General features: G+C 70.2%; 19 protein-coding genes and 1 pseudogene. 13 read left to right on the forward strand and 7 right to left on the reverse strand.

Translation table 11 applies throughout. The features are described from left to right. Positions 1-178 precede the first annotated feature (178 nt). The 6 genes from ftsZ to divIVA all read left to right on the forward strand — a co-directional run bounded on the left by ftsZ (position 179) and on the right by divIVA (position 5,254). Positions 179-1,381: a cell division protein FtsZ gene (gene ftsZ / locus ABEA26_RS25165; protein ID WP_345595623.1), complete on the forward strand. Its 1,203-nt coding sequence runs from the start codon at positions 179-181 to the stop codon at positions 1,379-1,381. Then, a complete protein-coding gene (pgeF, locus tag ABEA26_RS25170; protein ID WP_345595624.1) occupies positions 1,378-2,106 on the forward strand; it encodes a peptidoglycan editing factor PgeF in 729 nt (242 codons plus the stop codon). The genes ftsZ and pgeF overlap by 4 nt, the downstream gene beginning before the upstream one ends. Positions 2,107-2,112: 6 nt before the next feature. Next, entirely contained in the window at positions 2,113-2,832 is a 720-nt protein-coding gene (locus ABEA26_RS25175; RefSeq protein ID WP_345595625.1) for a YggS family pyridoxal phosphate-dependent enzyme, read from the forward strand. Positions 2,833-2,961: 129 nt separating this feature from the next. Continuing rightward, positions 2,962-3,603: a cell division protein SepF gene (locus ABEA26_RS25180; RefSeq protein ID WP_345595626.1), complete on the forward strand. Its 642-nt coding sequence runs from the start codon at positions 2,962-2,964 to the stop codon at positions 3,601-3,603. An 81-nt stretch (positions 3,604-3,684) separates the two neighbouring features. After that, positions 3,685-3,969: a YggT family protein gene (locus ABEA26_RS25185; protein WP_003976737.1), complete on the forward strand. Its 285-nt coding sequence runs from the start codon at positions 3,685-3,687 to the stop codon at positions 3,967-3,969. Positions 3,970-4,024: 55 nt separating this feature from the next. After that, positions 4,025-5,254, forward strand: a complete 1,230-nt coding sequence (gene divIVA, locus ABEA26_RS25190; protein WP_345595627.1) for an apical growth/hyphal branching protein DivIVA — start codon at positions 4,025-4,027, stop codon at positions 5,252-5,254. A 343-nt stretch (positions 5,255-5,597) separates the two neighbouring features. Here the strand turns inward: divIVA and ileS are convergent, their stop codons facing one another. Further along, on the reverse strand, positions 5,598-8,777 hold the full coding sequence (ileS, locus tag ABEA26_RS25195; RefSeq protein ID WP_345595628.1) for an isoleucine--tRNA ligase: 3,180 nt from the start codon (positions 8,775-8,777) through the stop codon (positions 5,598-5,600). Between the two features lie 593 nt (positions 8,778-9,370). On the opposite strand from ileS, the gene ABEA26_RS25200 reads away from it, so the two are divergent. From ABEA26_RS25200 to ABEA26_RS25220, 5 genes are all read left to right on the forward strand, one after another. Next, positions 9,371-10,162: a TraR/DksA C4-type zinc finger protein gene (locus ABEA26_RS25200; protein WP_345595629.1), complete on the forward strand. Its 792-nt coding sequence runs from the start codon at positions 9,371-9,373 to the stop codon at positions 10,160-10,162. A 109-nt stretch (positions 10,163-10,271) separates the two neighbouring features. Beyond that, positions 10,272-10,865, forward strand: coding sequence for a signal peptidase II (gene lspA, locus ABEA26_RS25205; protein WP_345595630.1), 594 nt, complete (start codon positions 10,272-10,274; stop codon positions 10,863-10,865). A 93-nt stretch (positions 10,866-10,958) separates the two neighbouring features. Beyond that, positions 10,959-11,903, forward strand: coding sequence for an RluA family pseudouridine synthase (locus ABEA26_RS25210; RefSeq protein WP_345595632.1), 945 nt, complete (start codon positions 10,959-10,961; stop codon positions 11,901-11,903). Next, positions 11,900-12,385: a GNAT family N-acetyltransferase gene (locus ABEA26_RS25215; protein ID WP_345595633.1), complete on the forward strand. Its 486-nt coding sequence runs from the start codon at positions 11,900-11,902 to the stop codon at positions 12,383-12,385. Before ABEA26_RS25210 ends, ABEA26_RS25215 begins: the two co-directional genes overlap by 4 nt. Positions 12,386-12,474: 89 nt before the next feature. Continuing rightward, positions 12,475-14,061 carry a Na+/H+ antiporter gene (locus ABEA26_RS25220; RefSeq protein WP_345595634.1) on the forward strand — a complete coding sequence of 529 codons (1,587 nt, stop codon included), beginning with the start codon at positions 12,475-12,477 and terminating at the stop codon, positions 14,059-14,061. An 80-nt stretch (positions 14,062-14,141) separates the two neighbouring features. Here ABEA26_RS25220 and ABEA26_RS25225 read toward each other — a convergent pair whose 3' ends face one another. Next, the gene (locus ABEA26_RS25225) at positions 14,142-15,266 is read right to left on the reverse strand and encodes a mechanosensitive ion channel family protein (protein WP_345595636.1); all 1,125 of its coding nucleotides are present in this window, start codon (positions 15,264-15,266) and stop codon (positions 14,142-14,144) included. Positions 15,267-15,275: 9 nt separating this feature from the next. On the opposite strand from ABEA26_RS25225, the pseudogene ABEA26_RS25230 reads away from it, so the two are divergent. Beyond that, positions 15,276-15,983 (forward strand): annotated as a pseudogene (locus ABEA26_RS25230) (dienelactone hydrolase family protein); the annotation flags it as partial. On the opposite strand, the gene ABEA26_RS25235 reads toward ABEA26_RS25230, so the two are convergent. The 4 genes from ABEA26_RS25235 to ABEA26_RS25250 form a co-directional block, all read right to left on the reverse strand. Further along, complete coding sequence (locus ABEA26_RS25235; protein WP_345595637.1) at positions 15,968-17,653, reverse strand: alkaline phosphatase D family protein; 1,686 nt, start codon at positions 17,651-17,653, stop codon at positions 15,968-15,970. The pseudogene ABEA26_RS25230 and the gene ABEA26_RS25235 overlap by 16 nt on opposite strands. A gap of 75 nt (positions 17,654-17,728) precedes the next feature. After that, on the reverse strand, positions 17,729-18,529 hold the full coding sequence (locus ABEA26_RS25240) for a DsbA family protein (RefSeq protein WP_345595638.1): 801 nt from the start codon (positions 18,527-18,529) through the stop codon (positions 17,729-17,731). A gap of 78 nt (positions 18,530-18,607) precedes the next feature. Beyond that, a complete protein-coding gene (locus ABEA26_RS25245; RefSeq protein ID WP_345595639.1) occupies positions 18,608-19,315 on the reverse strand; it encodes a hypothetical protein in 708 nt (235 codons plus the stop codon). A 69-nt stretch (positions 19,316-19,384) separates the two neighbouring features. Beyond that, a complete protein-coding gene (locus tag ABEA26_RS25250; protein ID WP_345595640.1) occupies positions 19,385-20,725 on the reverse strand; it encodes a DUF2252 domain-containing protein in 1,341 nt (446 codons plus the stop codon). 279 nt (positions 20,726-21,004) lie between these two features. Between ABEA26_RS25250 and dnaE the strand changes: the two genes are divergently transcribed. Next, on the forward strand, positions 21,005-24,544 hold the full coding sequence (dnaE, locus tag ABEA26_RS25255) for a DNA polymerase III subunit alpha (RefSeq protein ID WP_345595641.1): 3,540 nt from the start codon (positions 21,005-21,007) through the stop codon (positions 24,542-24,544). A gap of 157 nt (positions 24,545-24,701) precedes the next feature. Here the strand turns inward: dnaE and ABEA26_RS25260 are convergent, their stop codons facing one another. After that, on the reverse strand, positions 24,702-24,866 hold the full coding sequence (locus tag ABEA26_RS25260; protein WP_345595642.1) for a hypothetical protein: 165 nt from the start codon (positions 24,864-24,866) through the stop codon (positions 24,702-24,704). Positions 24,867-25,011: the final 145 nt, after the last annotated feature.

A 25,011-nucleotide genomic window follows, 5' to 3' on the forward strand; every position in this document is an offset into this window, starting at 1 on the left:
GACTTAGTGTCCTGTTCAGAAGACTCCAAGGAACGGACACACTGGTAACCCTAAACTTCAGCGTTAGGGTTCGGGTCGGCGCTACGGACCGTCCCATTCGGCATCAGTCGTCGGGTCGCGGGGGCAGCAGTGCTCCGGCGGATCGACGACACGTAACTCGAGGCGAGAGGCCTTCGACGTGGCAGCACCGCAGAACTACCTCGCAGTCATCAAAGTCATCGGTGTCGGCGGCGGTGGTGTCAATGCCATCAACCGGATGATCGAGGTCGGTCTCAAGGGCGTCGAGTTCATCGCCATCAACACCGACGCGCAAGCTCTGTTGATGAGCGACGCCGACGTCAAGCTCGACGTCGGCCGCGAACTCACTCGCGGACTCGGCGCCGGAGCCAACCCGGCCGTCGGCCGCAAGGCCGCCGAGGATCACCGTGAGGAGATCGAGGAGGTCCTCAAGGGGGCCGACATGGTCTTCGTGACGGCCGGAGAAGGCGGCGGCACCGGCACCGGCGGCGCGCCCGTCGTGGCCAACATCGCCCGCTCGCTGGGCGCCCTCACCATCGGCGTGGTCACCCGCCCGTTCACCTTCGAGGGGCGGCGCCGCGCCAACCAGGCCGAGGACGGCATCGCGGAACTCCGCGAAGAGGTCGACACCCTCATCGTCATCCCCAACGACCGGCTGCTGTCCATCTCGGACCGCCAGGTCAGCGTGCTCGACGCGTTCAAGTCCGCCGACCAGGTACTGCTGTCCGGTGTGCAGGGCATCACCGATCTCATCACCACCCCGGGCCTGATCAACCTGGACTTCGCCGACGTGAAGTCGGTCATGTCCGAGGCCGGTTCGGCTCTCATGGGCATCGGCTCGGCCCGCGGCGACGACCGCGCGGTGGCCGCGGCCGAGATGGCGATCTCCTCGCCGCTGCTCGAAGCCTCCATCGACGGCGCCCGGGGCGTGCTGCTCTCCATCTCCGGCGGTTCCGACCTCGGCCTGTTCGAGATCAACGAGGCCGCTCAGCTGGTCAGTGAGGCCGCTCACCCCGAGGCCAACATCATCTTCGGCGCCGTCATCGACGACGCCCTGGGCGACGAGGTCCGGGTCACCGTGATCGCGGCCGGCTTCGACGGGGGCCAGCCGCCGTCCAAGCGGGACAACGTCCTCGGCTCCTCCTCGGCCAAGCGCGAGGAGCCCACCCCGGTACGGCAGACCGAGAGCCGTCCGTCCTTCGGCTCGCTCGGCAGCGTCAAGCCGAAGGAGGACCCGGAGCCGGCCCCCGTGCCGGAGCCGGTGAGCGACTTGCCGCCGGTCTCCGCGCCGCCGGTGCCGCCGTCCCGGACCTACTCGGACAGCGCCGCCGAGGAACTGGACGTGCCGGACTTCCTGAAGTGATAGGACAGCGCGACACCGTGAACGGCGCGCACTTCGGCTTCACCGACCGGTGGGGCGGAGTGAGCGCCGTTCCGTACGAGGAGCTCAATCTCGGCGGCGCGGTCGGCGACGACCCCGGTGCCGTGACGGCCAACCGGGGGCTGGCAGCCGAGTCGCTGGGTGTCGACCCGGCCCGGGTGGTCTGGATGAACCAGGTGCACGGCGCCGATGTCGCCGTGGTCGACGGGCCCTGGGGGGAGGGCCCGGTTGTGCGGGTCGACGCGGTCGTCACCGCCGAACGCGGGATCCCCCTCGCCGTCCTCACCGCCGACTGCGTGCCCGTCCTGCTGGCCGACCCCGCCGCCGGCGTCGCCGCCGCGGCCCACGCGGGCCGGCCCGGCCTGGTTGCCGGGGTGGTCCCCGCCGCGGTACGGGCCATGACCGAACTCGGCGCGGACCCCGCCCGGATCGTCGCCCGCACCGGACCCGCCGTGTGTGGCCGGTGCTACGAGGTGCCGGAGCGGATGAGGGTCGAGGTCGCCGGTGTCGAACCGGCGGCGTACGCCGAGACCGGCTGGGGCACTCCGGCGGTCGATGTGAGCGCCGGCGTGCACGCGCAGCTCGAACGCCTCGGGGTGCGGGACCGGGCGCAGTCGCCGGTGTGCACCCTGGAGTCGAAGGACCACTTCTCGTACCGACGCGACCGCGCCACCGGGCGGCTCGCGGGCTATGTCTGGCTGGACTGATGGGGCATGACGGACCGTAAGCAGGAAATCGCCGCGAATCTGGCGGGAGTGGAAGAGCGCATCGCCGCCGCGTGCGAGGCCGCAGGCCGTCGCCGCGACGACGTGACCCTGATCGTGGTCACCAAGACCTACCCGGCGGACGATGTGCGCATTCTCTCGGGACTGGGCGTGCGCCATGTCGCGGAGAACCGCGACCAGGACGCGGCCCCCAAGGCCGCCGTATGTTCGGATCTGCCGCTTTCGTGGCATTTCGTCGGCCAGTTGCAGACCAACAAGGTGCGGTCCGTGGTCGGCTACGCGGACGTCGTGCAGTCCATCGACCGGGCCAGGCTGGTCACGGCCCTGTCCAAGGAGGCCGTGCGGACCGGGCGCGAGGTGGGCTGCCTGCTCCAGGTCGCGCTCGACGCGGGGGAGGGGGGTCGTGGTGGACGAGGTGGCGTCTCGCCCGCGGGAATCGAAGAGTTGGCCGACCTCGTCGCCGGATCGGAGGGGCTGCGGCTCGACGGACTGATGACCGTCGCCCCGCTGACCGGCGCATACGCGGGCCGTCAACGGGCCGCCTTCGAGCGCATCATGGATTTGTCGACCTGCGTGCGCCGAACCCATCCTGCTGCGAACATGGTCTCCGCAGGGATGAGTGCGGACCTCGAGCAGGCCGTGGCCGCCGGAGCGACACATGTGCGCGTCGGCAGTGCGGTACTCGGAGTCCGCCCCGGGCTCGGGTAACGTCGCCAAGAAGTCGGACCACAGCAGAAAATATGGTCATTGCCGCCGAAAGGCGGACGCAACGACCTCGTGGATCGCGGGCATTTGGCAGTCGTCAGCCGATCCACCACAGAGCGGAGGACTCAGAGCATGGCCGGCGCGATGCGCAAGATGGCGGTCTACCTCGGCCTCGTGGAGGACGATGGGTACGACGGCCGGGGGTTCGACCCCGATGACGACTTCGAACCGGAACTGGACCCGGAGCTCGAGCGGGACCACCGGCGGCACGAACCGGCGCACCAGCCGCATGTGTCACATCAGCCCCTGAGGGACGAAGAGGTACGAGTCGTACAACCGCCCGCCCAGCGCGAGCCGGTGCCGCGTGCCACTTCGCTTGCGGCGGAATCGGGCCGCCCGGCGCGTATCGCGCCCGTGGCATCCATCACACAAGAACGCGCGAGCCTGGAAAAGAGCGCACCGGTCATCATGCCCAAGGTCGTGTCCGAACGAGAGCCCTACCGGATCACCACGCTTCACCCCCGGACCTACAACGAGGCCCGTACCATCGGGGAACACTTCCGTGAGGCCACGCCGGTGATCATGAATCTGACTGAGATGGATGACACAGATGCGAAGCGACTTGTCGACTTTGCGGCCGGTTTGGTGTTTGGTCTTCACGGCAGTATCGAGCGGGTGACGCAGAAGGTGTTCCTGCTGTCTCCTGCTAACGTCGATGTCACGGCGGAGGACAAGGCCCGCATCGCAGAGGGCGGGTTCTTCAACCAGAGCTGAGACGCACCACCGGTACAGAGCAAGAACGCGGATCCGAGAACGGGTCCGAGAGATGGTTCAGGGGAGAGGGAAGCACAGGTCATGAGCGTGGTCCTGGATGTCGTCTACATCGCGCTGATGTGCTTCCTCATCGTGCTCATCTTCAGGTTGGTCATGGACTACGTGTTCCAGTTCGCCCGCTCGTGGCAACCCGGCAAGGCGATGGTGGTCGTTCTGGAGGCCACCTACACTGTCACCGATCCACCGTTGAAGCTTCTGCGGCGGTTCATCCCGCCGCTGCGTCTCGGGGGCGTGGCGCTCGACCTGTCCTTCTTCGTACTGATGATCATCGTCTACATCCTGATCTCGATCGTGAGCCAGCTGTGAGCGATGACAGAGATACGGGCTTGCCGAATGCCGACGACAACGTTGAGGTGAAGAGATGCCGTTGACCCCCGAGGACGTGCGGAACAAGCAGTTCACGACCGTCCGCCTCCGAGAAGGCTATGACGAGGACGAGGTCGATGCCTTCCTCGATGAAGTCGAAGCCGAACTGACCCGCCTGCTCCGCGAGAACGAGGACCTGCGGGCCAAGCTGGCCGCGGCGACGCGCGCGGCTGCGCAGAACCAGCAGAACATGCGCAAGCCACCGGAACCGCCGCAGGACCAGCAGCCGCAACAACAGCAGCAGCAACAACAGCAGCAACAGCATCAGCAGCACCAGCAGCAGCACCCGCCGCAGCAGGGGGGGATGCCGCAGCAGGGCATGCGAGGTCCCGGCGCTCCGGTGCCCGCCGGCATATCGGGCCCGCCGCAGCAGCAGATGGGTGGCCCCATGGGTGGTCCGCCCCAGCTGCCGAGCGGTGCCCCGCAGCTGCCCGCCGGCCCCGGCGGACAGGGCGGCCCGCAGGGTCCCGGCCCGATGGGCCAGGGTCCGGGGCCGATGGGCCAGGGCGGTCCCGGCCCGATGCAGGGTCAGATGGGCCCTGGTTCGATGGGCGGCCCCATGGGCGGCCCGCAGGGTCACGGCGGTCCCGGTGGCCCCGGCATGCCCGGTCAGGGCGGCCCCGGTGGCGACAGCGCCGCGCGTGTCCTCTCGCTGGCCCAGCAGACCGCCGACCAGGCGATCGCCGAGGCTCGGTCCGAGGCCAACAAGATCGTCGGCGAGGCGCGTTCGCGTGCCGAGGGTCTGGAGCGGGACGCCCGTGCCAAGGCGGACGCCCTGGAACGGGACGCGCAGGAGAAGCACCGCGTCGCGATGGGCTCCCTGGAGTCCGCCCGCGCCACGCTGGAGCGCAAGGTCGAGGATCTGCGCGGCTTCGAGCGCGAGTACCGGACCCGGCTGAAGTCGTACCTGGAGTCGCAGCTGCGTCAGCTGGAGACCCAGGCGGACGACTCGCTCGCCCCGCCGCGTACGCCCGCGACGGCCTCCCTGCCGCCGTCCCCGGCGCCTTCCATGGCACCGGCCGGCGCGAGTGCCCCGTCGTACGGCGGCGGCAACCAGTCGATGGGCAACGGGCCGAGCCAGAACGGCCCGTCCTACGGCGGTCAGCAGCAGATGTCGCCCGCGATGACCCAGCCGATGGCTCCGGTGCGGCCGCAGGGGCCGTCGCCGATGGGGCAGGCGCCTTCGCCGATGCGAGGGTTCCTGATCGACGAGGACGACAACTGACGGGTTGACGAACGGTAGTACGGCGTAACCGCCGGCAGCGTTCAGGGCGGGCCCCGGGTTTCTGACCCGGGGCCCGCCCTTTTGTCGTGCGCGGTGCCAGACACGGGGCGTTGGTGGCGGGCCGAGGTGGGTGCGCGGCCCGGCGTCGCGGGGTACCGCCGCGCTGACCCGCTGACCCGCTGACCCGCTGACCCGCTGACCCGCTGATCCGTTGCCGCGCCGGGCCGCGTCGGCGGCACCGTTGCCCGCAGCCGCGCGGGTACGGGCAGAAGGGCCCGGCCCCTTTTCGGAGGCCGGGCCCTTCTGTCGTCATCCGTGGGACCACCCGTGGGACCCGTGGTTACTACTGCTTGCGCAGACGGAACGTCAGGGACAGCCCCTCGTCCGTGAACGGGGCGCCGTACGTGTCGTCCGCCTCGCCCTGGGCGAAGTCCGTCGCGAGGACCTCGTCGGAGATCAGGCCCGAGTGGCCGGTCAGGGCGGCGATCGTCGCCGGGTCCGTGGCCGTCCACCGCAGCGCGATCCGGTCGGCCACGTCGAGCCCGCTGTTCTTGCGGGCCTCCTGGATCAGGCGGATCGCGTCCCGGGCGAGGCCCGCCAGGCGGAGCTCCTCGGTGATCTCCAGGTCCAGGGCCACGGTGGCGCCCGAGTCGGAGGCGACCGACCAGCCCTCGCGCGGCGTCTCCGTGATGATCACCTCGTCGGGGGCGAGGGTGACCGTCTCACCGTCGACCTCCACCGACGCCGTGCCCTCACGCAGGGCCAGGGAGAGCGCCGCCGCGTCCGCGCCCGCGACGGCCTTCGCGACGTCCTGGACGCGCTTGCCGAACCGCTTGCCCAGCGCACGGAAGTTGGCCTTCGCCGTCGTGTCGACGAGGGAGCCGCCGACCTCGCTCAGCGACGCGAGGGACTCGACGTTCAGCTCCTCCGTGATCTGCGAGTGCAGCTCGGGGGAGAGCGCCTCGAAGCCCGCCACCGCGATCAGCGCGCGCCGGAGCGGCTGCCGGGTCTTGACGCCCGACTCCGCGCGCGTGGCGCGGCCCAGCTCGACCAGGCGGCGGACCAGGACCATCTGCTTCGACAGCTCCGGGTCGATCGCCGACAGGTCCGCCTCCGGCCAGGTGGACAGGTGCACGGACTCGGGGGCGCCCGGCGTGACCGGAACGACCAGGTCCTGCCAGACCCGCTCGGTGATGAACGGGGTCAGCGGGGCCATGAGCCCGGTGACCGTCTCGACGACCTCGTGCAGCGTGCGCAGCGCCGCCTTGTCGCCCTGCCAGAAGCGGCGGCGGGAGCGGCGTACGTACCAGTTCGACAGGTCGTCGACGAACGCGGACAGCAGTTTGCCGGCGCGCTGGGTGTCGTAGGCGTCCAGTGCCTGCGTGACCTGGTCGGTCAGCGCGTGCAGCTCGGAGAGCAGCCAGCGGTCCAGGATCGGGCGGTCGGCGGGGGCCGGGTCGGCCTCGCTGGGGGCCCAGCCCGTGGTGCGGGCGTACAGGGCCTGGAAGGCGACCGTGTTCCAGTAGGTGAGGAGCGTCTTGCGGACGACCTCCTGGATGGTGCCGTGGCCGACGCGGCGGGCCGCCCACGGGGAGCCGCCGGCCGCCATGAACCAGCGGACCGCGTCCGCGCCGTGCCGGTCCATCAGCGGGACCGGGTCCAGGGTGTTGCCCAGGTGCTTGGACATCTTGCGGCCGTCCTCGGCGAGGATGTGGCCGAGGCAGACGACGTTCTCGTAACTCGACTTGTCGAAGACCAGGGTGCCGATCGCCATCAGCGTGTAGAACCAGCCGCGGGTCTGGTCGATGGCCTCGGAGATGAACTGCGCCGGGTAGCGGGACTCGAACAGTTCCCTGTTCTTGTGCGGGTAGCCCCACTGCGCGAACGGCATCGAACCCGAGTCGTACCAGGCGTCGATGACCTCCGGCACGCGCGTGGCCGTCCTGCCGCACCCGTCCTGCGGGCAGGCGAAGGTGACCTCGTCGATGTACGGGCGGTGCGGGTCCAGGGCGGACTGGTCGGTGCCGGTCAGCTCGGTCAGTTCGGCGCGGGAGCCCGCGACCGTGAGGTGGTCGTCCTCGCAGCGCCAGACGGGCAGCGGGGTGCCCCAGTAGCGGTTGCGGGAGAGCGCCCAGTCGATGTTGTTGTCCAGCCAGTCGCCGTACCGGCCGTGCTTGACCGAGTCCGGGAACCAGTTGGTCTTCTCGTTCTCCTCGAGGAGACGGTCCTTGACGGCGGTGGTGCGGATGTACCAGGACGGCTGCGCGTAGTACAGCAGCGCGGTGTGGCAGCGCCAGCAGTGCGGGTAGCTGTGTTCGTACGGGATGTGCTTGAAGAGCAGGCCCCGGGTGTCCAGGTCCTCCGTCAGTTTCTCGTCGGCCTTCTTGAAGAAGACGCCGCCGACCAGCGGGAGGTCCTCCTCGAAGGTGCCGTCCGGGCGGACCGGGTTGACCACCGGCAGGCCGTAGGAGCGGCAGACCTTGAGGTCGTCCTCACCGAAGGCGGGGGACTGGTGGACCAGTCCCGTGCCGTCCTCGGTGGTGACGTAGTCGGCGTTGACGACGTAGTGGGCGGGCTCGGGGCTGTGCCCGTCGGTTCCCTCGCCGGCGCTCGGGAACTCCACCAGCTCGAACGGCCGCTGGTACCTCCAGCGCTCCATCTCGGCGCCGGTGAAGGACTGCCCGGTGGTTTCCCAGCCCTCGCCGAGGGCCTTGGCGACCAGCGGCTCGGCGACGACCAGCTTCTCCTCGCCGTTCGTCGCGACCACGTAGGTGACCTCGGGGTGCGCGGCGACCGCGGTGTTGGAGACCAGGGTCCAGGGCGTGGTCGTCCAGATCAGGAGCGCTGCCTCGCCGGCCAGCGGGCCCGAGGTCAGCGGGAAGCGCACGAAGACGGACGGGTCGACGACCGTCTCGTAGCCCTGCGCCAGCTCGTGGTCGGACAGGCCGGTGCCGCAGCGGGGGCACCAGGGGGCTACGCGGTGGTCCTGGACCAGCAGGCCCTTGTCGAAGATCTCCTTCAGCGACCACCAGACGGACTCGATGTACTCGGGGTCCATCGTGCGGTACGGGTCCTGGAGGTCGGCCCAGTAGCCCATGCGGGTGGTGAGTTCTTCGAAGGCGTCGGTGTGGCGGGTCACCGACTCGCGGCACTTGGCGTTGAACTCGGCGATGCCGTACGCCTCGATGTCCTGCTTGCCGGAGAAGTCGAGCTCCTTCTCCACCGCCAGCTCGACCGGCAGTCCGTGGCAGTCCCAGCCGGCCTTGCGGCCCACGTGGTACCCGCGCATGGTGCGGAAGCGGGGGAAGACGTCCTTGAAGACGCGGGCCTCGATGTGGTGGGCGCCCGGCATGCCGTTGGCGGTGGGCGGGCCCTCGTAGAACACCCACTCGGGGCGGCCCTCGGACTGCTCCAGGCTCTTGGCGAAGATCTTCTGCTCACGCCAGAAGTCGAGCACCGCGTGTTCGAGCGCGGGCAGGTCGACCTGGGCGGGCACCTGGCGGTACTGCGGCTGCGTATTCAACGAGCTTCCTCCGGCGGACGTGCTGCCTTCCGTCGGAGGGACGAGAGCCGTGCTCCCGCGGTACCACCCTCCTTGGCTCTCCGGTGCTTCGTGTGCGCCGGTGAGCCCCCTCATTGGGGTCGCGAGCCGGTTCTACTCGCCGTGACCGTCCCGTCACGGCTTTCCTCCGGCGGCTCCGGGGTGATCTTCACGTCGCGCTCGCCCCCGGGCTCACACCGTCCCCGGGTCGCTCTGGGCCGCTTACGCCGCTACTCGTCCCCATCCACGCCTTTCGCTGCGCCCAGTGTACGGCGCCGCGCGGACAGCGGCCGACCGGTTTTCGGCACCGCGGGGGAAGGAGGTGCTCCGTGGCCTTCGTGCGGCTGGGCGTGACCCGAATGCCGCCGACGGAGTCCGGTTCCCCGGCGGCCCGGCCGGGAGCGATTCGGGCGGATTACCGCGCGAGGAGCTGGGCACAACGCATGCATGCTCGCCGAGCGGCGTGCGGTGGCGGGCGAATCGGGCGGCGTGCCCCGTTGCCGCGGGACCCGAGTCGATTTATCGTCCCAGCACGATTCGCGCGCAAGATCGCAATATGTGAAGGGGCCGCGGCCATGGTGGGGAAGAAGACCGCCGTACAGCAGTCGGAGGCGACTGCGAAGAAGACCGCAGCGAAGAGGGCCCCGGCGAAGGAGGTTCCAGCGGAGGAGATCGCCGCGGAGGAGATCGCCGCGGAGGAGATCGCCGCGGAGGAGATCTCCGCGGAGGAGAACACCGCGGAGAAGAACGAGGAGAGCACCGCGGCAGAGAAGACCGCGGCGAAGCAGCAGGGCCCGGCGAGGAAGACCGTGGCCAAGAAGAGCACGGCGAAGAAGAGCACGGCCAAGAAAGCGGGCGCGGCCGAGGCCGCGGAGCAGACGGGAGCCACGACGGTGGTTGCGAAGAAGACTCCTGGCACGGCCACGACGGCCAAGTCCGCCGTTCCCAAGGCCCGCGACGCCGCGGACCCCGGCGACCTCGCGGTACGCCCCGGCGAGGAGCCCTGGACGCCGCAGGAGGCCGAGGAGGCGCGCGGCGAGCTGCAGTCCGAGGCCGACCGGCTGCGCTCCGAGATCGACGCCTCCGAGCGGTCGCTGCAGGGCATGATGCGGGACTCCGGGGACGGTGCGGGCGACGACGAGGCCGACACCGGCAGCAAGAACATCACGCGCGAGCACGAACTGGCGCTGGCCGCCACCGCGCGCGAGGTGCTCACCCAGACCGAGCGCGCCCTGGAACGCCTGGACGCGGGCACCTACGGCCTGTGCGAGAACTGCGGCAACCCCATCGGCAAGGCGCGCATGCAGGCCTTCCCGAGGGCCACCCTGTGCGTCGAGTGCAAGCAGAAGCAGGAGCGCCGGTACTGATCCGCCGCTGCCCGCCGCCGTCCGCCTCCGTATGCGTCCTGAGCACGTACGGGACGGAAGACGTGCCGTACCCTCGTCGTCAGTCAGGTACCTAGGTTGAGGGACTCACGTGGCAGAGGCGGAGCGCATCATCGGTACGCCGGACACCCCGGACGCGGCCGGGGACGGACAGGAGCGGCCCGACGCCGAGCAGGAGCAGCCCCCGGAGCGCCCCCGGGGCAAGCGGCGGATCGCCGTCCTGTTCGCGGTCGCCGTGTTCGCGTACCTCCTCGACCTGGTCAGCAAGATGATCGTGGTCGCCAAGTTGGAGCACCAGGAGCCCATCGAGATCGTCGGGGACTGGCTGCGGTTCGTGGCGATCCGCAACGCGGGCGCGGCCTTCGGTATCGGTGAGGCCTTCACCGTGATCTTCACGGTGATCGCGGCGTCCGTGATCGTCGTGATCGCCCGCCTCGCGCGCAAGCTCCACAGCGTGCCGTGGGCGATCGCGCTCGGCATGCTGCTCGGCGGCGCCCTCGGCAACCTCACCGACCGGATCTTCCGCGCGCCCGGCGTCTTCCAGGGCGCGGTCGTGGACTTCATCGCGCCCAAGCACTTCGCCGTCTTCAACCTCGCCGACTCGGCGATCGTCTGCGGCGGCATCCTGATCGTGATCCTCTCCTTCCGGGGCCTGGACCCGGACGGGACCGTCCACAAGGACTGAGCGTCCACCAGCACTGACCGTCCGCGAGGGCTGCCGTCCGCGAGGACTGAGCGCGCGTTCGGGAGTGTCCGGTCCGTCCGGCATACTCGACGGGTGAGCACGATTCCCGAGATCCGCACCCTGCCCGTGCCCGACGGCCTGGAGGGCGAGCGTGTCGACGCCGCCATCTCCCGCATGTTCGGCTTCTCCCGTACCAAGGCCGCGGAACTCGCCGCGGCGGGCAAGGTCCAGGTCGACGGATCGGTGGTCGGCAAGTCCGAACGGGTCCACGGCGGCGCCTGGCTCGAGGTGGAGATGCCGCAGGCGCCCGCGCCGGTGCAGGTGGTCGCCGAGCCCGTCGAGGGCATGGAGATCGTGCATGACGACGACGACGTGATCGTGATCGTCAAGCCGGTCGGCGTCGCCGCCCATCCGTCCCCGGGCTGGAGCGGCCCGACCGTCATCGGCGGACTGGCCGCCGCCGGGTACCGCGTCTCCACGTCCGGTGCCGCCGAGCGGCAGGGCATCGTGCACCGCCTCGACGTGGGCACCTCCGGCCTGATGGCGGTGGCCAAGTCCGAGCGCGCGTACACCTCGCTCAAGCGCCAGTTCAAGGAGCGCACGGTCGACAAGCGCTACCACACGCTCGTGCAGGGCCACCCCGACCCGACCAGCGGCACCATCGACGCCCCCATCGGCCGTCACCCCCAGCACGACTACAAGTGGGCCGTCACCGCCGAGGGCAAGCCCTCCGTCACGCACTACGACCTCATCGAGGCCTTCCGCGCCGCCTCCCTGCTCGACGTGAAGCTGGAGACCGGCCGCACCCACCAGATCCGCGTCCACATGGCCGCCCACCGGCACCCCTGCGTCGGCGACCTGACCTACGGCGCGGACCCCACGCTCGCCAAGCGGCTGCGCCTGACCCGCCAGTGGCTGCACGCCGTACGGCTCGGGTTCGAGCACCCCGGCGACGGCCAGTGGGTCGAGTACGCCAGTGACTACCCCGAGGACCTCCAGCAGGCCCTGGACCTGGTCCGCGAGGAGACCTACGGGTGAGCGCCCCGGAGCGGACGCTCTCGTACGAGGTGCGGCTCGCCGAGGATCTCGGCGACCGGGAGGCGTGCTTCGCGGTGCGCAAGGACGTCTTCGTCGGCGAGCAGAAGGTCCCCGAGGACATCGAGTACGACGTCCACGACGCCGACGCCGTGCACGTCCTGGCGGTCCGGGAGGACGGCGTACCGCTGGGCACCGGCCGGCTGCTGCACGGCGCGGCCGCCGCGGCGAAGAACGGCGACGGCGACCCGTCCGTCGGCTCCCTGGGCCGGCTCGCGGTGACCGCACGGGCCCGCGGGCTGGGCGTCGGCGCCGCGCTGGTGCGGGCCGTCGAGGAGGCGGCACGCGCGCGTGGCCTCACCGCGGTGGACCTGCACGCGCAGACCCACGCCCTGGGTTTCTACGAGCGACTGGGGTACGAGGCGTACGGACCCGAGTTCCCCGACGCCGGGATCCCCCACCGCGCGATGCGGCGCGCCCTGTAACCGGGGCGCCGAACGGGCTGGTGGGGCCGGTGGCGTGGCAGGCTTGAGGTCCGCCGTCACAGCCCCTAGACCCCGCCGGAGCGCTGACCGTGGATCAGTTGGCCCTGTTGTTCATGCTGCTGCTCGGGGCCCTGCTGAGCGTCCCGGCCGGTGCCCGGCTCGGGCTGCCGGCGCCGGTGCTGATGACGGTCCTCGGGGTCGTCCTGGCACTGCTCGAGTTCGTGCCCAACGTCGACATCCCGCCCGAGCTCATCCTGCCCGCGCTGCTTCCGCCGCTGCTGTACGCGGCCGTGCGGCGCACGTCCTGGCGGCAGTTCGCGGCCAACAAACGCCCGATCTTCCTGCTGGCGGTCGCGCTGGTCTTCGTCACCATGACCTGCGTGGCCGCGGTGGCGAGCGCGATCGTGCCGGGGCTGCCGATCGCCGCCGCCTTCGCGCTGGGCGCGCTGGTGGCGCCGCCCGACCCCATCGCGGCGACCGCCGTCGCCGGGCAACTGGGACTGCCGCGCCGCCTGGTCTCCATCCTGGAGGGCGAGGGGCTGTTCAACGACGTCACGGCCATCGTCCTGTACCACGTGGCCATCGCCGCGGCCGTCGGCGGCACCTTCTCGCCGTGGCGGGCCGGACTCGACCTGGTGCTGTCCGCCGTCGTCGCCGTCGCGGTCGGCCTCGCGCTGGGTTGGGCCACCAACAGGCTGCTGAGCGTGCTGGGGGACGCCACCCTGCAGATCGGCCTGACGCTGCTGGTGCCGTACGGGTCCTACGTCCTGGCCGAGGAGCTGCACGGCTCCGGGGTGCTCGCGGTGCTCACCACCGCGATGTTCCTCGCCGAGTACGCCTTCGACGCCGACGACGTGATGACCCGGCTCGCCGGGCACACCGTGTGGGACGTCGTCGACACGCTCGTCACCGGCGTCGCGTTCGGACTGGTCGGTCTGGAGCTGCACAACGCGATCCGCACGGCCTCCGGACGCTGGACCGAACTGATCGGCTGGGCCGCGGCGATCACCGGCGTGGTGATCGTGGTGCGGCTGCTGTGGCTGCTGCCGGCCACCTGGCTGACGAAGCGGCTGCACGCCAGGCGCGACCGGGACGAGGACATCCCCATGTCCCTGCGGGAGACCGTCGTCATGTGGTGGTCGGGGATGCGCGGTGTCGCCTCGGTCGCGCTGGCGCTCGCGATCCCGCTGGAGACGGACGACGGGTCCGCATTCCCCCACCGGGAGGAGATCATCTTCGTAGCCTTCGGTGTGATCATGGTCACACTGTTGCTCCAGGGGCTGACGCTGCCGTGGCTGGTGGGTCGGCTCGGGGTGCGGGCGGACACCGAGCGGGAGAAGGAGTACGAGAAGGAGCTGGCCGTACGGGCGGCGAAGGCGGCGAAGCAGCGGCTCAGGGAGATCGAGTCGGTCGAGGAACTGCCGGAGGAGCTGTCCGAGCAGTTGCTGCGGCGGGCCTTCGACATCGGGATGCGGATCAGCCCCGACGTCGGCGACGAGGAACGGCGCGAGGCGCAGGAGCAGCGGGAGAGGCGGGCGAAGCGGATCCGCCGGATCCAGGGCGAGATGATGAGCGCCGCGCGGCACGAGGTGCTGGCCGCGCGCAGCGAGGCCGGAGCCGACCCGGAGATCGTGGACCGCGTACTGCGTCAGCTCGACGTCCGCAGCCTGCGCTGAGGCGGGCCCGTGGTCCGCGCCGAGACGGGCCCGCCGTTTGCGCCTACGCGGGCCGCCTCGGCGCGGTCACGGGCTCGCGGTCACAGGCTCTTGGCCGACTGTTCCGGGAAGCGGCGGGGGCTGCCGTCGGAGGAGCGGCGGGGGCGGGGCGGGCCGTCGAGGGACGGGCGCGGGACCGCGTCCGCCGTGTTGATCCGCGGCAGGGCGTACGGGTGCTCGTCGGCGAGCCAGCGGATCATCCCCTCGCGGACCGTGACCCGTACCGTCCAGATGTCGTCCGCGTCCTTCGCCGTCACCAGGGCCCGCACCTGCATGGTGTTCGGGGTGGTGTCCGTGACGGTCAGGTTGTAGTCGCGGCCGTCCCAGGCCGGGCACTCGCGCAGGATGTCGCGCAGCCGCTCCCGCATCGGCTCCAGCGGCGCCGAGTGGTCGAGGTGCCAGTAGACGGTCCCGGTCATCTGCGGAGTGCCGCGCGACCAGTTCTCGAACGGCTTCGACGTGAAGTACGACACCGGCATGGTGATCCGGCGCTCGTCCCAGGTGCGCACGGTCAGGAACGTGAGGGTGATCTCCTCGACGGTGCCCCACTCCCCGTCCACCACGACCGTGTCGCCCATGCGCACCATGTCGCCGAAGGCGATCTGGAACCCGGCGAACATATTGCCCAGCGTGGACTGGGCGGCCACACCGGCGACGATGCCGAGGATGCCGGCCGAGGCCAGCAGCGAGGCGCCCGCCGCCTGCATCGCGGGGAACGTCAGCAGCATCGACGCCGCGGCGACCACGCCCACGACCGCCGAGACCACCCGCATGATCAGCGACACCTGCGTCCGCACCCGCCGGACCCGGGCCGGGTTCCGCTGGGCGTGGGCGTGCGCGTAGCGGGCGTACGACGTCTCGACGACCGCCGCTGCGATCCGGATCACCAGCCAGGCCGCCGAACCGATCAGCACCAGGGTCAGCGTCCGGCCGACCCCCTCCCGGTGGTCGGGGAACACCTGTGCCTCGACGTACGACCCCCTGAGCAGCGCCGAGCAGAGGAGGAGCTGGTAGGGGATGCGGGCACGGCGCAGCAGCCCCCACAGGGGCGTCTCGGGGTGCCGCCCGTCGGCCTTGCGCAGCAGCAGGTCGGTCGCCCAGCCGATGACCAGGGTCAGCAGGACGGAGCCGCCGACCACGATCAGGGGGCGGAGTATGGTCTCCATCCCTCGAACGTAACCGCACCCGCCGCGCCGCGAACCTGTGACTTCCGTCCCGTCCCGGGTATCGCCGCCCACCGCGTTGTCACACCCGGCTGGCACCATGGCCTCATGAACATCGTGCTCTTTCACCCGACCCTTGGCCTCAGGCCCGCGGTGCGGCAGGCCGCCGACCGGCTGCGCGAAGCCGGGCACCAGGTGTGGACACCGGACCTCTTCGAGGGCCGGACGTTCGACACGGTCGAGGAGGGCATGGCCCACCATGAGGAGATCGGCAAGGAGGAGCTGCTGAAGCGGGCCGTGCTGGCCGCCGCCCCGTATTCCGAGCGTGGACTGGTGTACGCCGGGTTCTCGCTCGGCGCCTCCGTCGCCCAGACCCTCGCCCTCGGTGACCACCGTTCCCGTGGCCTGCTCCTCCTGCACGGCACCTCGGACATCGCGGCCAACGCCTCGGTCGACGACCTGCCGGTCCAGCTGCACGTCGCGGAGCCGGACGCCTTCGAGACGGACGACTGGCTCAGCGCCTGGTACCTCCAGATGGGCCGGACCGGCGCCGACGTCGAGGTGTACAGATACGCCGGGGCCGGCCACCTCTACACCGACCCCGGCCTGCCGGACTACGACGAGGAGGCGGCCGAGGCCACCTGGCGGGTGGCGCTCGGCTTCCTCGACTCGCTCCAGGAGGCGGACACACCCCCGAACGCGGATCAGACGGGCGAGTAGACGCGCTCCACCCGCTGTGTGCCGCTGCGCGTGCGGTACGAACGGGCCCACTTCGACGTGGCGTCCGGCTCCGTACGGTCGGAGACGACGTAGTAGTCCATCTGCGTCCGGTCCGCGGTGATGTCCAGCACGCCGTAGCCGTGCCGGTCGGTGTCGACCCAGTGGACGTGCCGGTTCGCCGCCCGGATGACCGGTGCGGCGATCGCCGAGACCGTGCCTTCGGGGACCTTGAGGATGTCGTCGAGGTTGTCGGAGGTCACCGAGGTGACGACGAACTCCGTGGCGGCCGAGGCGGACAGCGGGTACGTGGCAGCGTTGTGCGGCACGTCGTTGGCCCAGGCCATGTGGATGTCGCCGGTCAGGAAGACCGTGTTGCGGACGGCGTTCGCGCGCAGGTGCGCCAGCAGCTCGCGGCGGTCGTCGGTGTACCCGTCCCACTGGTCGGTGTTGAGGGCGAGGCCCTCCTTGGGCAGGCCGAGCAGTTCGGCGAGGGGCTTCAGCAGCTCGGCGGGGATCGAGCCGATGGCGAACGGCGAGATCATCACCGAGTTGCCGACCAGCCGCCACGTGGTGTCCGAGGAGGCGAGATTGGACTTGAGCCAGTCGAGCTGGGCGCGGCCGGTGAGGGTGCGCTCCGGGTCGTCGACCTCGCCGTCGCCGAGCGCCACCTGCTGCGAGCGGAAGGAACGCAGGTCCAGCAGCGACAGGTCGGCCAGCTTGCCGAACCGCAGCCTGCGGTAGGTGGTGCCGGCGATCGCGGGGCGCACCGGCATCCACTCGAAGTAGGCCTGCTTGGCGGCGGCCTGACGCGCCGCCCAGGTGCCCTCGGCGCCCTCGGTGTGGTTCCCGGCGCCGCCCGACCAGGCGTCGTTGGCGATCTCGTGGTCGTCCCAGATCGCCACGACCGGTGCTGCGGCGTGCAGCGCCTGGAGGTCGGGGTCGGTCTTGTACCGGCCGTGCCGGACGCGGTAGTCCGCGAGGGTGAGGATCTCGTGGGCGGGCGCGTGCGGCCGTACGACGGTGTCGCGGTTGCCGTACCCGCCGGTGCCGTACTCGTAGATGTAGTCGCCCAGGTGCAGCCAGGCGTCCAGGTCGCCGCGCGTCGCGAGATGCCGGTACGACGAGAAGTGGCCGGCCTCCCAGTTGGAGCAGGAGACCACGCCGAAGCGCAGGCCCGCCACCGCCGCGTCGGCCGCGGGGGCGGTGCGGGTGCGGGCGGCGGGGGAGTCGGTGGGGCCGGCGGAGAAGCGGAACCAGTAGTCCGTGGCGGGTGACAGGCCCCGCACGTCGGCCTTGACGGTGTGGTCGGAGGCGGCCGTCGCCGTGGTGGATCCCTTGGTGACGATGTCGGTGAACGCCTTGTCCGTGGCGACGACCCAGCTCACCTCGGTGTCCGGGCCGGCCCCGGAACCCGGTATGGACTCGGGTGTCGGGGTCACCCGGGTCCACAGCAGGACGCCGTCGGGGAGCGGATCGCCGGAGGCGACGCCGTGCGGGAAGGCGGGGGCGGAGTCGGCGGCACCTGCGGGCAGTGCCGCGGCGAGCGGGGCGGCCAGGACGGCGCCGGCCGCCGCGGCCTTGACGACCGTACGGCGGCTCGGGATACGGGTGTTCGCACCGTCTGCGGCCGACGGAACGGTGTTCTCGGATGGTCTGTGTCGACTGGTCACGACCGATCAGGCTACTGATCGGTATGCGAGCGGGCGGGCGAACTGGGGAAGTTCGCCCGCCCGTTCACGCCGGATTCACTTGGTGACGCCGGCGTCCTTGAGAGCCTTCTGCCAGTCGGCGTCCGTGCCCGGGGTCTCGATCACCTTGTCGTTGATCTTGACAGTCGGGGTCGACTGGACGTCCTCGGCCTTCTGGAAGGCGTCGCTCATCTTCATCGCCCAGGCGTCGTAGGTGCCCTTCTCCACGGCGTCCTGGAACTTCTTGTTGTTCTTCAGGGCGTCGACCGAGTCCGCCACCTTGATCAGGTAGTCGTCCTTGGCGAACTCGTCGGTCGACTCCGACGGGTGGTGCTCGGAGGAGTAGAGCGCCGTCTTGTAGTCGATGAACGCCTCGGGGCTGACGTTCAGCGCGGCACCGAGCGCGCTCAGCGCGTTCTTCGAGCCCTCGCCGCCGAGGTTCCCGTCCAGGAAGGTGCCGATCGTGAAGGACAGCTTGTAGGTGCCGTCCTCCATGCCCTTGTTGACGGACTCGCCGACGCCCTGCTCGAAGGAGGCGCAGCCCGGGCAGCGCGGGTCCTCGTAGAGGTGGACGACGTGGTCGGACTTGGAGTCGCCGACGAGGACCGTGGTGCCGTTCTTGCCGGAGGTGTTGGCCGGGGCCACCACCTCGGCGTCGGCGGCCTTGTCCCAGCCCGAGGGCTCGTTCATCTGCATGACGGCGTAGCCGATGCCGCCGGCTATCGCCAGCACGCCGACGATGGAGCCGGCCACGACGACCTGCCGCTTGGTCTTGTCACGCTTGGCCTGACGCTCGCGCTCCTCGCGCAGACGCTCACGCGCCGCCGTCTTGGCCGCCTGGGTGTTCCGCTTGCTCATGGTGGTGATCTCTCCGGGGACGCGCACACGGGCGTGTGCGGAGTGCGTATGGGGGACCGCTGGGTGCTCGGTGACAAGTCACACGAAGGCGGCCGAGCACGGTGGTCCGCGCCGTCCCAGGGAGTGCGTGAGGATCCGTTCGCGGGCGCCGGCGGTGCGGCGGGCCGGGGCCGCCGGGCAGCGCACCGCCGGCGCCCGGCGCACGCCCACGGCCGTGACGGCGAGCAGCAGCGGCCGGAAGGTGGTCGCGGCCACCGCGCTCAGCAGCTGGGCCAGCGCGCGCTCGCCGCGCCGCAGCCAGGCCGCCGCCAGCAGGCCGACGCCGACGTGCGCGCCGAGCAGCAGCCAGGCGGTCGCGGGGCCGGAGTCGGCCAGCACGGTCGCCAGCCGGTCGGTCTCGGCGCCCGTCACCCGGGTCAGCGGGGCGGCGACGCCGGCGTGGACGCCGGTCCCGCCGCCGCACAGCACGTCGAAGCCGACGGAGCGCAGCGGGCCCGTGACCGGGCCGCCGGTCCGCCCGTAGCAGACGTGCTGGCCGGCGGTGAAGACGGTGTCGGCGGCCAGCTCCAGCGGGATCAGCAGGGCGGCGATCCGCCCGAAGCCGCGCTCGCGCCGCCCGGCCAGGGCGTACGCGATCAGGAAGACGGCGGTGGCGACCGCGGCCACGGTGGGCAGCGGAAGCGGGACCCCGGACAGCAGCACGTGCGACGCGGTGCTGAGCGTCACGACGAGTGCCGTGAACAGCGCCGCGCGCACGGCTCTGAGTGGGGTTCCGGATATGTCCATAGCGATTGAAGAGTCTGTCATGGGGCCCGGTAAGAGACCCCTAAAGGGTTCCTGTGCGAGAGCCGACGGTTACAGACCCGGGATCCGGCCGTTGCGGAAGAGGTCGACGAAGGTCTGGTGGTCGGCACGCGCGCGTGCGCCGTAGCGGTGCGCGAAGTCGACCAGCAGGGGAGCGAAGCCCTCCTCGTCGGCGGCGATCGCCGCGTCGATGGCCCGCTCGGTGGAGAAGGGCACCAGGGACTCGCCGGACTGGTCGTCCGCCGCCGCGTGCATGGCCGCCGTGGCCCGGCCCAGGTCGGCGACGACCTCGGCGATCTCCTCCGGGTCGTCGATGTCACCCCAGTCCAGATCGACGGCGTACGGCGAGACCTCCGCGACCAGCTGGCCGGAGCCGTCCAGCTCGGTCCAGCCCAGCCACGGGTCGGCGTGCGCCTGGAGGGCGCGCTGGGAGATCACCGTGCGGTGGCCCTCGTGCTGGAAGTAGTCCCGGATGGCCTGGTCGGTGATGTGCCGGGAGACCGCCGGGGTCTGGGCCTGCTTGATGTAGATCACGACGTCGTTCTCCAGGGCGTCGCTGTTGCCCTCCAGGAGGATGTTGTACGAGGGCAGGCCGGCGGAGCCGATGCCGATGCCGCGGCGGCCGACGACGTCCTTCACGCGGTAGGAGTCGGGGCGGGCCAGGGACGACTCCGGGAGCGTCTCCAGATAGCCGTCGAAGGCCGCGAGCACCTTGTAGCGGGTGGCCGCGTCCAGCTCGATGGAGCCGCCGCCCGGGGCGAAACGCCGCTCGAAGTCGCGGATCTCGGTCATCGTCTCCAGCAGCCCGAAGCGGGTGAGGGAACGGGCGACACGCAGGGCGCCCAGCAACGGCCCGTCCGCGGTGTCCAGTGTGAACGGCGGCACCTCGTCGCTCTTGGCCCCGGTGGCCAGGGCGCGGATCCGCTCGCGGTACGCGTCCGCGTACACCCGCACCAGCTCGGTGATCTGCTCGTCGCTGAGCGCCTTCGCGTACCCGATCAGCGCGACGGAGGCGGCGAGGCGCTTGAGGTCCCAGGTGAAGGGTCCGACGTAGGCCTCGTCGAAGTCGTTGACGTTGAAGATCAGCCGGCCGGTCGAGTCCATGTACGTGCCGAAGTTCTCCGCGTGCAGGTCGCCGTGGATCCACACCCGGGAGGTCCGCTCGTCCAGGTACGGGCCGCCCTGCTGCGGACCGAACTCCTGGTCCACGGTCAGATCATGGTAAAAGAGACATGCGGTGCCGCGGTAGAAAGCGAAGGCCGAGGCAGCCATCTTCCGGAACTTCACGCGGAACGCCGCCGGATCCGCGGCCAGCAGCCGGCCGAAGGCGGTGTCGAAGACGGCGAGGATCTCCTCGCCGCGGTGCTCCTCGTTGAGCTGCGGGACCGACATGCCTGGTGCCTCCTGGTGCGGGTGATGCGTGACGAGTGGAGCGGATCTCCACTCGGACCAACGTTCGAGGTGGGGTGCGAGTGCCCCGCCCGGGGGTCCGCCCCGACACGCGGGCTCGCCCCCGAAGGTACGCGCGGATCGCCTCGGAGTGTCAGTGGCGAGGCATAGACTTCGACGCTGACCCCCGGACCGACCGCGGCCCGCCGCCCACCCGTCGCCCGACCGCCACCCCCCATCGAGGCGCCGCGCGCCACAGCATCCGACCCAAGGAGGCCGAACGTGTCCAAGCCGCCGTTCACGCACCTGCACGTCCACACCCAGTACTCGCTGCTGGACGGTGCCGCACGGCTGAAGGACATGTTCGAGGCCTGCAATGAAATGGGCATGTCGCACATTGCCATGTCCGACCACGGCAACCTGCACGGGGCGTACGACTTCTTCCACTCCGCCAAGAGCGCCGGAGTCACGCCGATCATCGGGATCGAGGCGTATGTCGCCCCCGAGTCGCGCCGCAACAAGCGCAAGATCCAGTGGGGCCAGCCGCACCAGAAGCGGGACGACGTCTCCGGTTCGGGCGGTTACACCCACAAGACCATGTGGGCGACCAACAGCACCGGCCTGCACAACCTCTTCCGTCTCTCCTCCGACGCGTACGCCGAGGGCTGGCTGCAGAAGTGGCCCCGGATGGACAAGGAGACGATCTCCCAGTGGTCCGAGGGGATCGTCGCCTCCACCGGCTGCCCCTCCGGCGAGGTGCAGACCCGGCTGCGCCTGGGCCACTTCGACGAGGCCGTCCAGGCGGCCTCCGACTACCAGGACATCTTCGGCAAGGACCGGTACTTCCTGGAGCTGATGGACCACGGCATCGACATCGAGCACAGGGTGCGCGAGGACCTGCTGCGGATCGGCAAGAAGCTCGGCATCCCGCCCCTGGTGACGAACGACTCGCACTACACCTACGCGCACGAGGCGACCGCCCACGACGCCCTGCTGTGCATCCAGACCGGCAAGAACCTCTCCGACCCGGACCGCTTCCGGTTCTCCGGCACCGGCTACTACCTGAAGTCGACGGACGAGATGTACGCCATCGACTCCTCCGACGCCTGGCAGCAGGGCTGCGCCAACACGCGCCTGATCGCCGAAATGGTCGACATCGACGGCATGTTCGAGAAGCGCGACCTCATGCCGAAGTTCGACATCCCCGCGGGCTTCACCGAGGTCACCTGGTTCCAGGAGGAGGTCCGGCGCGGTATGGAGCGCCGCTTCCCCGGCGGTGTCCCCGACGACCGCCAGAAGCAGGCCGAGTACGAGATGGACGTCATCATCCAGATGGGGTTCCCGGGCTACTTCCTGGTGGTCGCCGACTTCATCATGTGGGCCAAGAACCAGGGCATCGCGGTCGGCCCCGGCCGAGGCTCCGCGGCCGGCTCGATCGTGGCGTACGCCATGGGCATCACCGACCTCGACCCGATCCCGCACGGTCTGATCTTCGAGCGGTTCCTCAACCCCGAGCGCGTCTCCATGCCCGACGTCGACATCGACTTCGACGAGCGCAGGCGCGTCGAGGTGATCAGGTACGTGACGGAGAAGTACGGCGCCGACAAGGTCGCCATGATCGGCACGTACGGCAAGATCAAGGCGAAGAACGCCATCAAGGACTCCGCGCGCGTGCTGGGCTACCCGTACGCCATGGGCGACCGCCTCACCAAGGCCATGCCCGCCGACGTCCTCGGCAAGGGCATCGACCTCAACGGCATCACGGACCCGACGCACCCCCGCTACAGCGAGGCCGGCGAGATCCGGGGGATGTACGAGAACGAGCCGGATGTGAAGAAGGTCATCGACACCGCCAAGGGCGTCGAGGGCCTGGTGCGGCAGATGGGTGTGCACGCCGCCGGCGTGATCATGTCCAGCGAGCCCATCGTCGACCACGCCCCCGTCTGGGTGCGGCACACGGACAACGTCACCATCACGCAGTGGGACTACCCGCAGTGCGAGTCGCTCGGCCTGCTGAAGATGGACTTCCTGGGCCTGCGCAACCTCACGATCATGGACGACGCCGTCAAGATGGTGAAGTCCAACAAGGGCATCGACCTCGACCTGCTGTCGCTGCCGCTGGACGACCCCAAGACCTTCGACCTGCTCCAGCGGGGCGACACGCTCGGCGTCTTCCAGTTCGACGGCGGACCGATGCGCTCGCTGCTGCGGCTGATGAAGCCCGACAACTTCGAGGACATCTCCGCCGTCTCCGCGCTCTACCGTCCCGGCCCCATGGGCATGGACTCGCACACCAACTACGCGCTGCGCAAGAACGGCCTGCAGGAGATCACGCCGATCCACAAGGAGCTGGAGGAACCCCTCCAGGAGGTCCTCGCGGTCACCCACGGCCTGATCGTCTACCAGGAGCAGGTGCAGAAGGCCGCCCAGATCATCGCGGGCTACTCGCTCGGCGAGGCCGACATCCTCCGCCGCGTGATGGGCAAGAAGAAGCCCGACGAACTGGCGAAGAACTTCGTCCTCTTCCAGGAGGGCGCCCGCAAGAAGGGCTACAGCGACGAGGCCATCCAGGCCCTGTGGGACGTGCTGGTCCCCTTCGCCGGCTACGCCTTCAACAAGGCGCACTCGGCCGCGTACGGGCTGGTCTCGTACTGGACGGCGTACCTGAAGGCGAACCACCCCGCCGAGTACATGGCCGGTCTGCTCACCTCGGTCAAGGACGACAAGGACAAGTCGGCCGTCTACCTGAACGAGTGCCGGCGCATGGGCATCAAGGTCCTCCCGCCCAACGTCAACGAGTCCATGTCGAACTTCGCCGCGCAGGGCGACGACGTGATCCTCTTCGGCCTCTCCGCCGTCCGCAACGTCGGCACCAACGTCGTCGAGTCGATCATCAGGTGCCGCAAGGCCAAGGGGAAGTACGACTCCTTCCCCGACTACCTCGACAAGGTGGAGGCCGTCGTCTGCAACAAGCGGACGACGGAGTCGCTGATCAAAGCGGGCGCCTTCGACGAGATGGGACACACCCGCAAGGGCCTCACCGCGCAGTACGAGCCGATGATCGACAACGTGGTCGCGGTCAAGCGCAAGGAGGCCGAGGGCCAGTTCGACCTCTTCGGCGGCATGGGCGACGAGCAGAACGACGAGCCCGGCTTCGGACTCGACGTCGTCTTCGGCGAGGACGAGTGGGACAAGACCTACCTGCTCGCCCAGGAGCGGGAGATGCTCGGTCTCTACGTCTCCGACCACCCGCTCTTCGGTCTGGAGCACGTGCTGTCCGACAAGGCCGACGCGGGTATCTCCCAGCTCACCGGCGGCGACTTCGGCGACGGCGCGGTCGTCACCATCGGCGGCATCATCTCCGGCCTCCAGCGCAAGATGACCAAGCAGGGCAACGCCTGGGCCATCGCCACCGTGGAGGACCTCGCGGGCTCCATCGAGTGCATGTTCTTCCCGGCGACGTACCAGTTGGTGTCCACCCAACTCGTCGAGGACGCCGTGGTGTTCGTCAAGGGACGCCTGGACAAGCGGGAGGACGTGCCCCGGCTGGTCGCCATGGAGCTGATGGTCCCCGACCTGTCCAACGCGGGCACCAACGCGCCCGTGGTCCTCACCATCCCCGCCACCCGGGTCACCCCGCCGATGGTCAGCCGTCTCGGCGAGATCCTCACGCACCACCGGGGCGACAGCGAGGTGCGGATCAAGCTCCAGGGGCCGAGGAAGACGACGGTGCTGCGGCTGGACCGGCACCGGGTGAAGCCCGATCCGGCCCTGTTCGGCGACCTGAAGGTGCTGCTCGGTCCGTCCTGCCTCGCGGGCTGAGCGCGCGGGGCGCCGAAGGAGGGGCCGAGGCGCTGGAAGTGTCCAGGGCGGCGAGGCACCCGAAGTGACCGAAGTACCCGAGGGGCGTACCCGTTTCCGGGTGCGCCCCTCGGGTGCGTGGGCCGCAACGGCCCGTCGTGCGGGTGCCAGTTGTGGCTCAGTTGTGGCCGAAGCGCTTCTGCCGCTTGCGGGAGGCGACGTCGCCGGGCGTCAGCTGCGGGCCGTGCTGCTCCTCGCGGTCCATCACGGGCGACTCGGCCGTCTGCTGGGTGCGCTCGGCCTGGGGCTGCTTACGATCACGGTTGTTCTTGTTCTTGGCCATGGTGATCTACCTCCTGAGGGGGATCTGGGGGCCAGGTCCGGGTTCAGATTCACATAGGCCAACCAAGAACGCATATCGGGCAATTACCGTCCGTGACGCGGCTGCTCGAGGTTCGAGGGCGGAGGGATTGTGAGGAAACGCCACG

This window comes from Streptomyces marokkonensis (assembly GCF_039539045.1).
Taxonomy (GTDB): Bacteria; Actinomycetota; Actinomycetes; order Streptomycetales; family Streptomycetaceae; genus Streptomyces; species Streptomyces marokkonensis.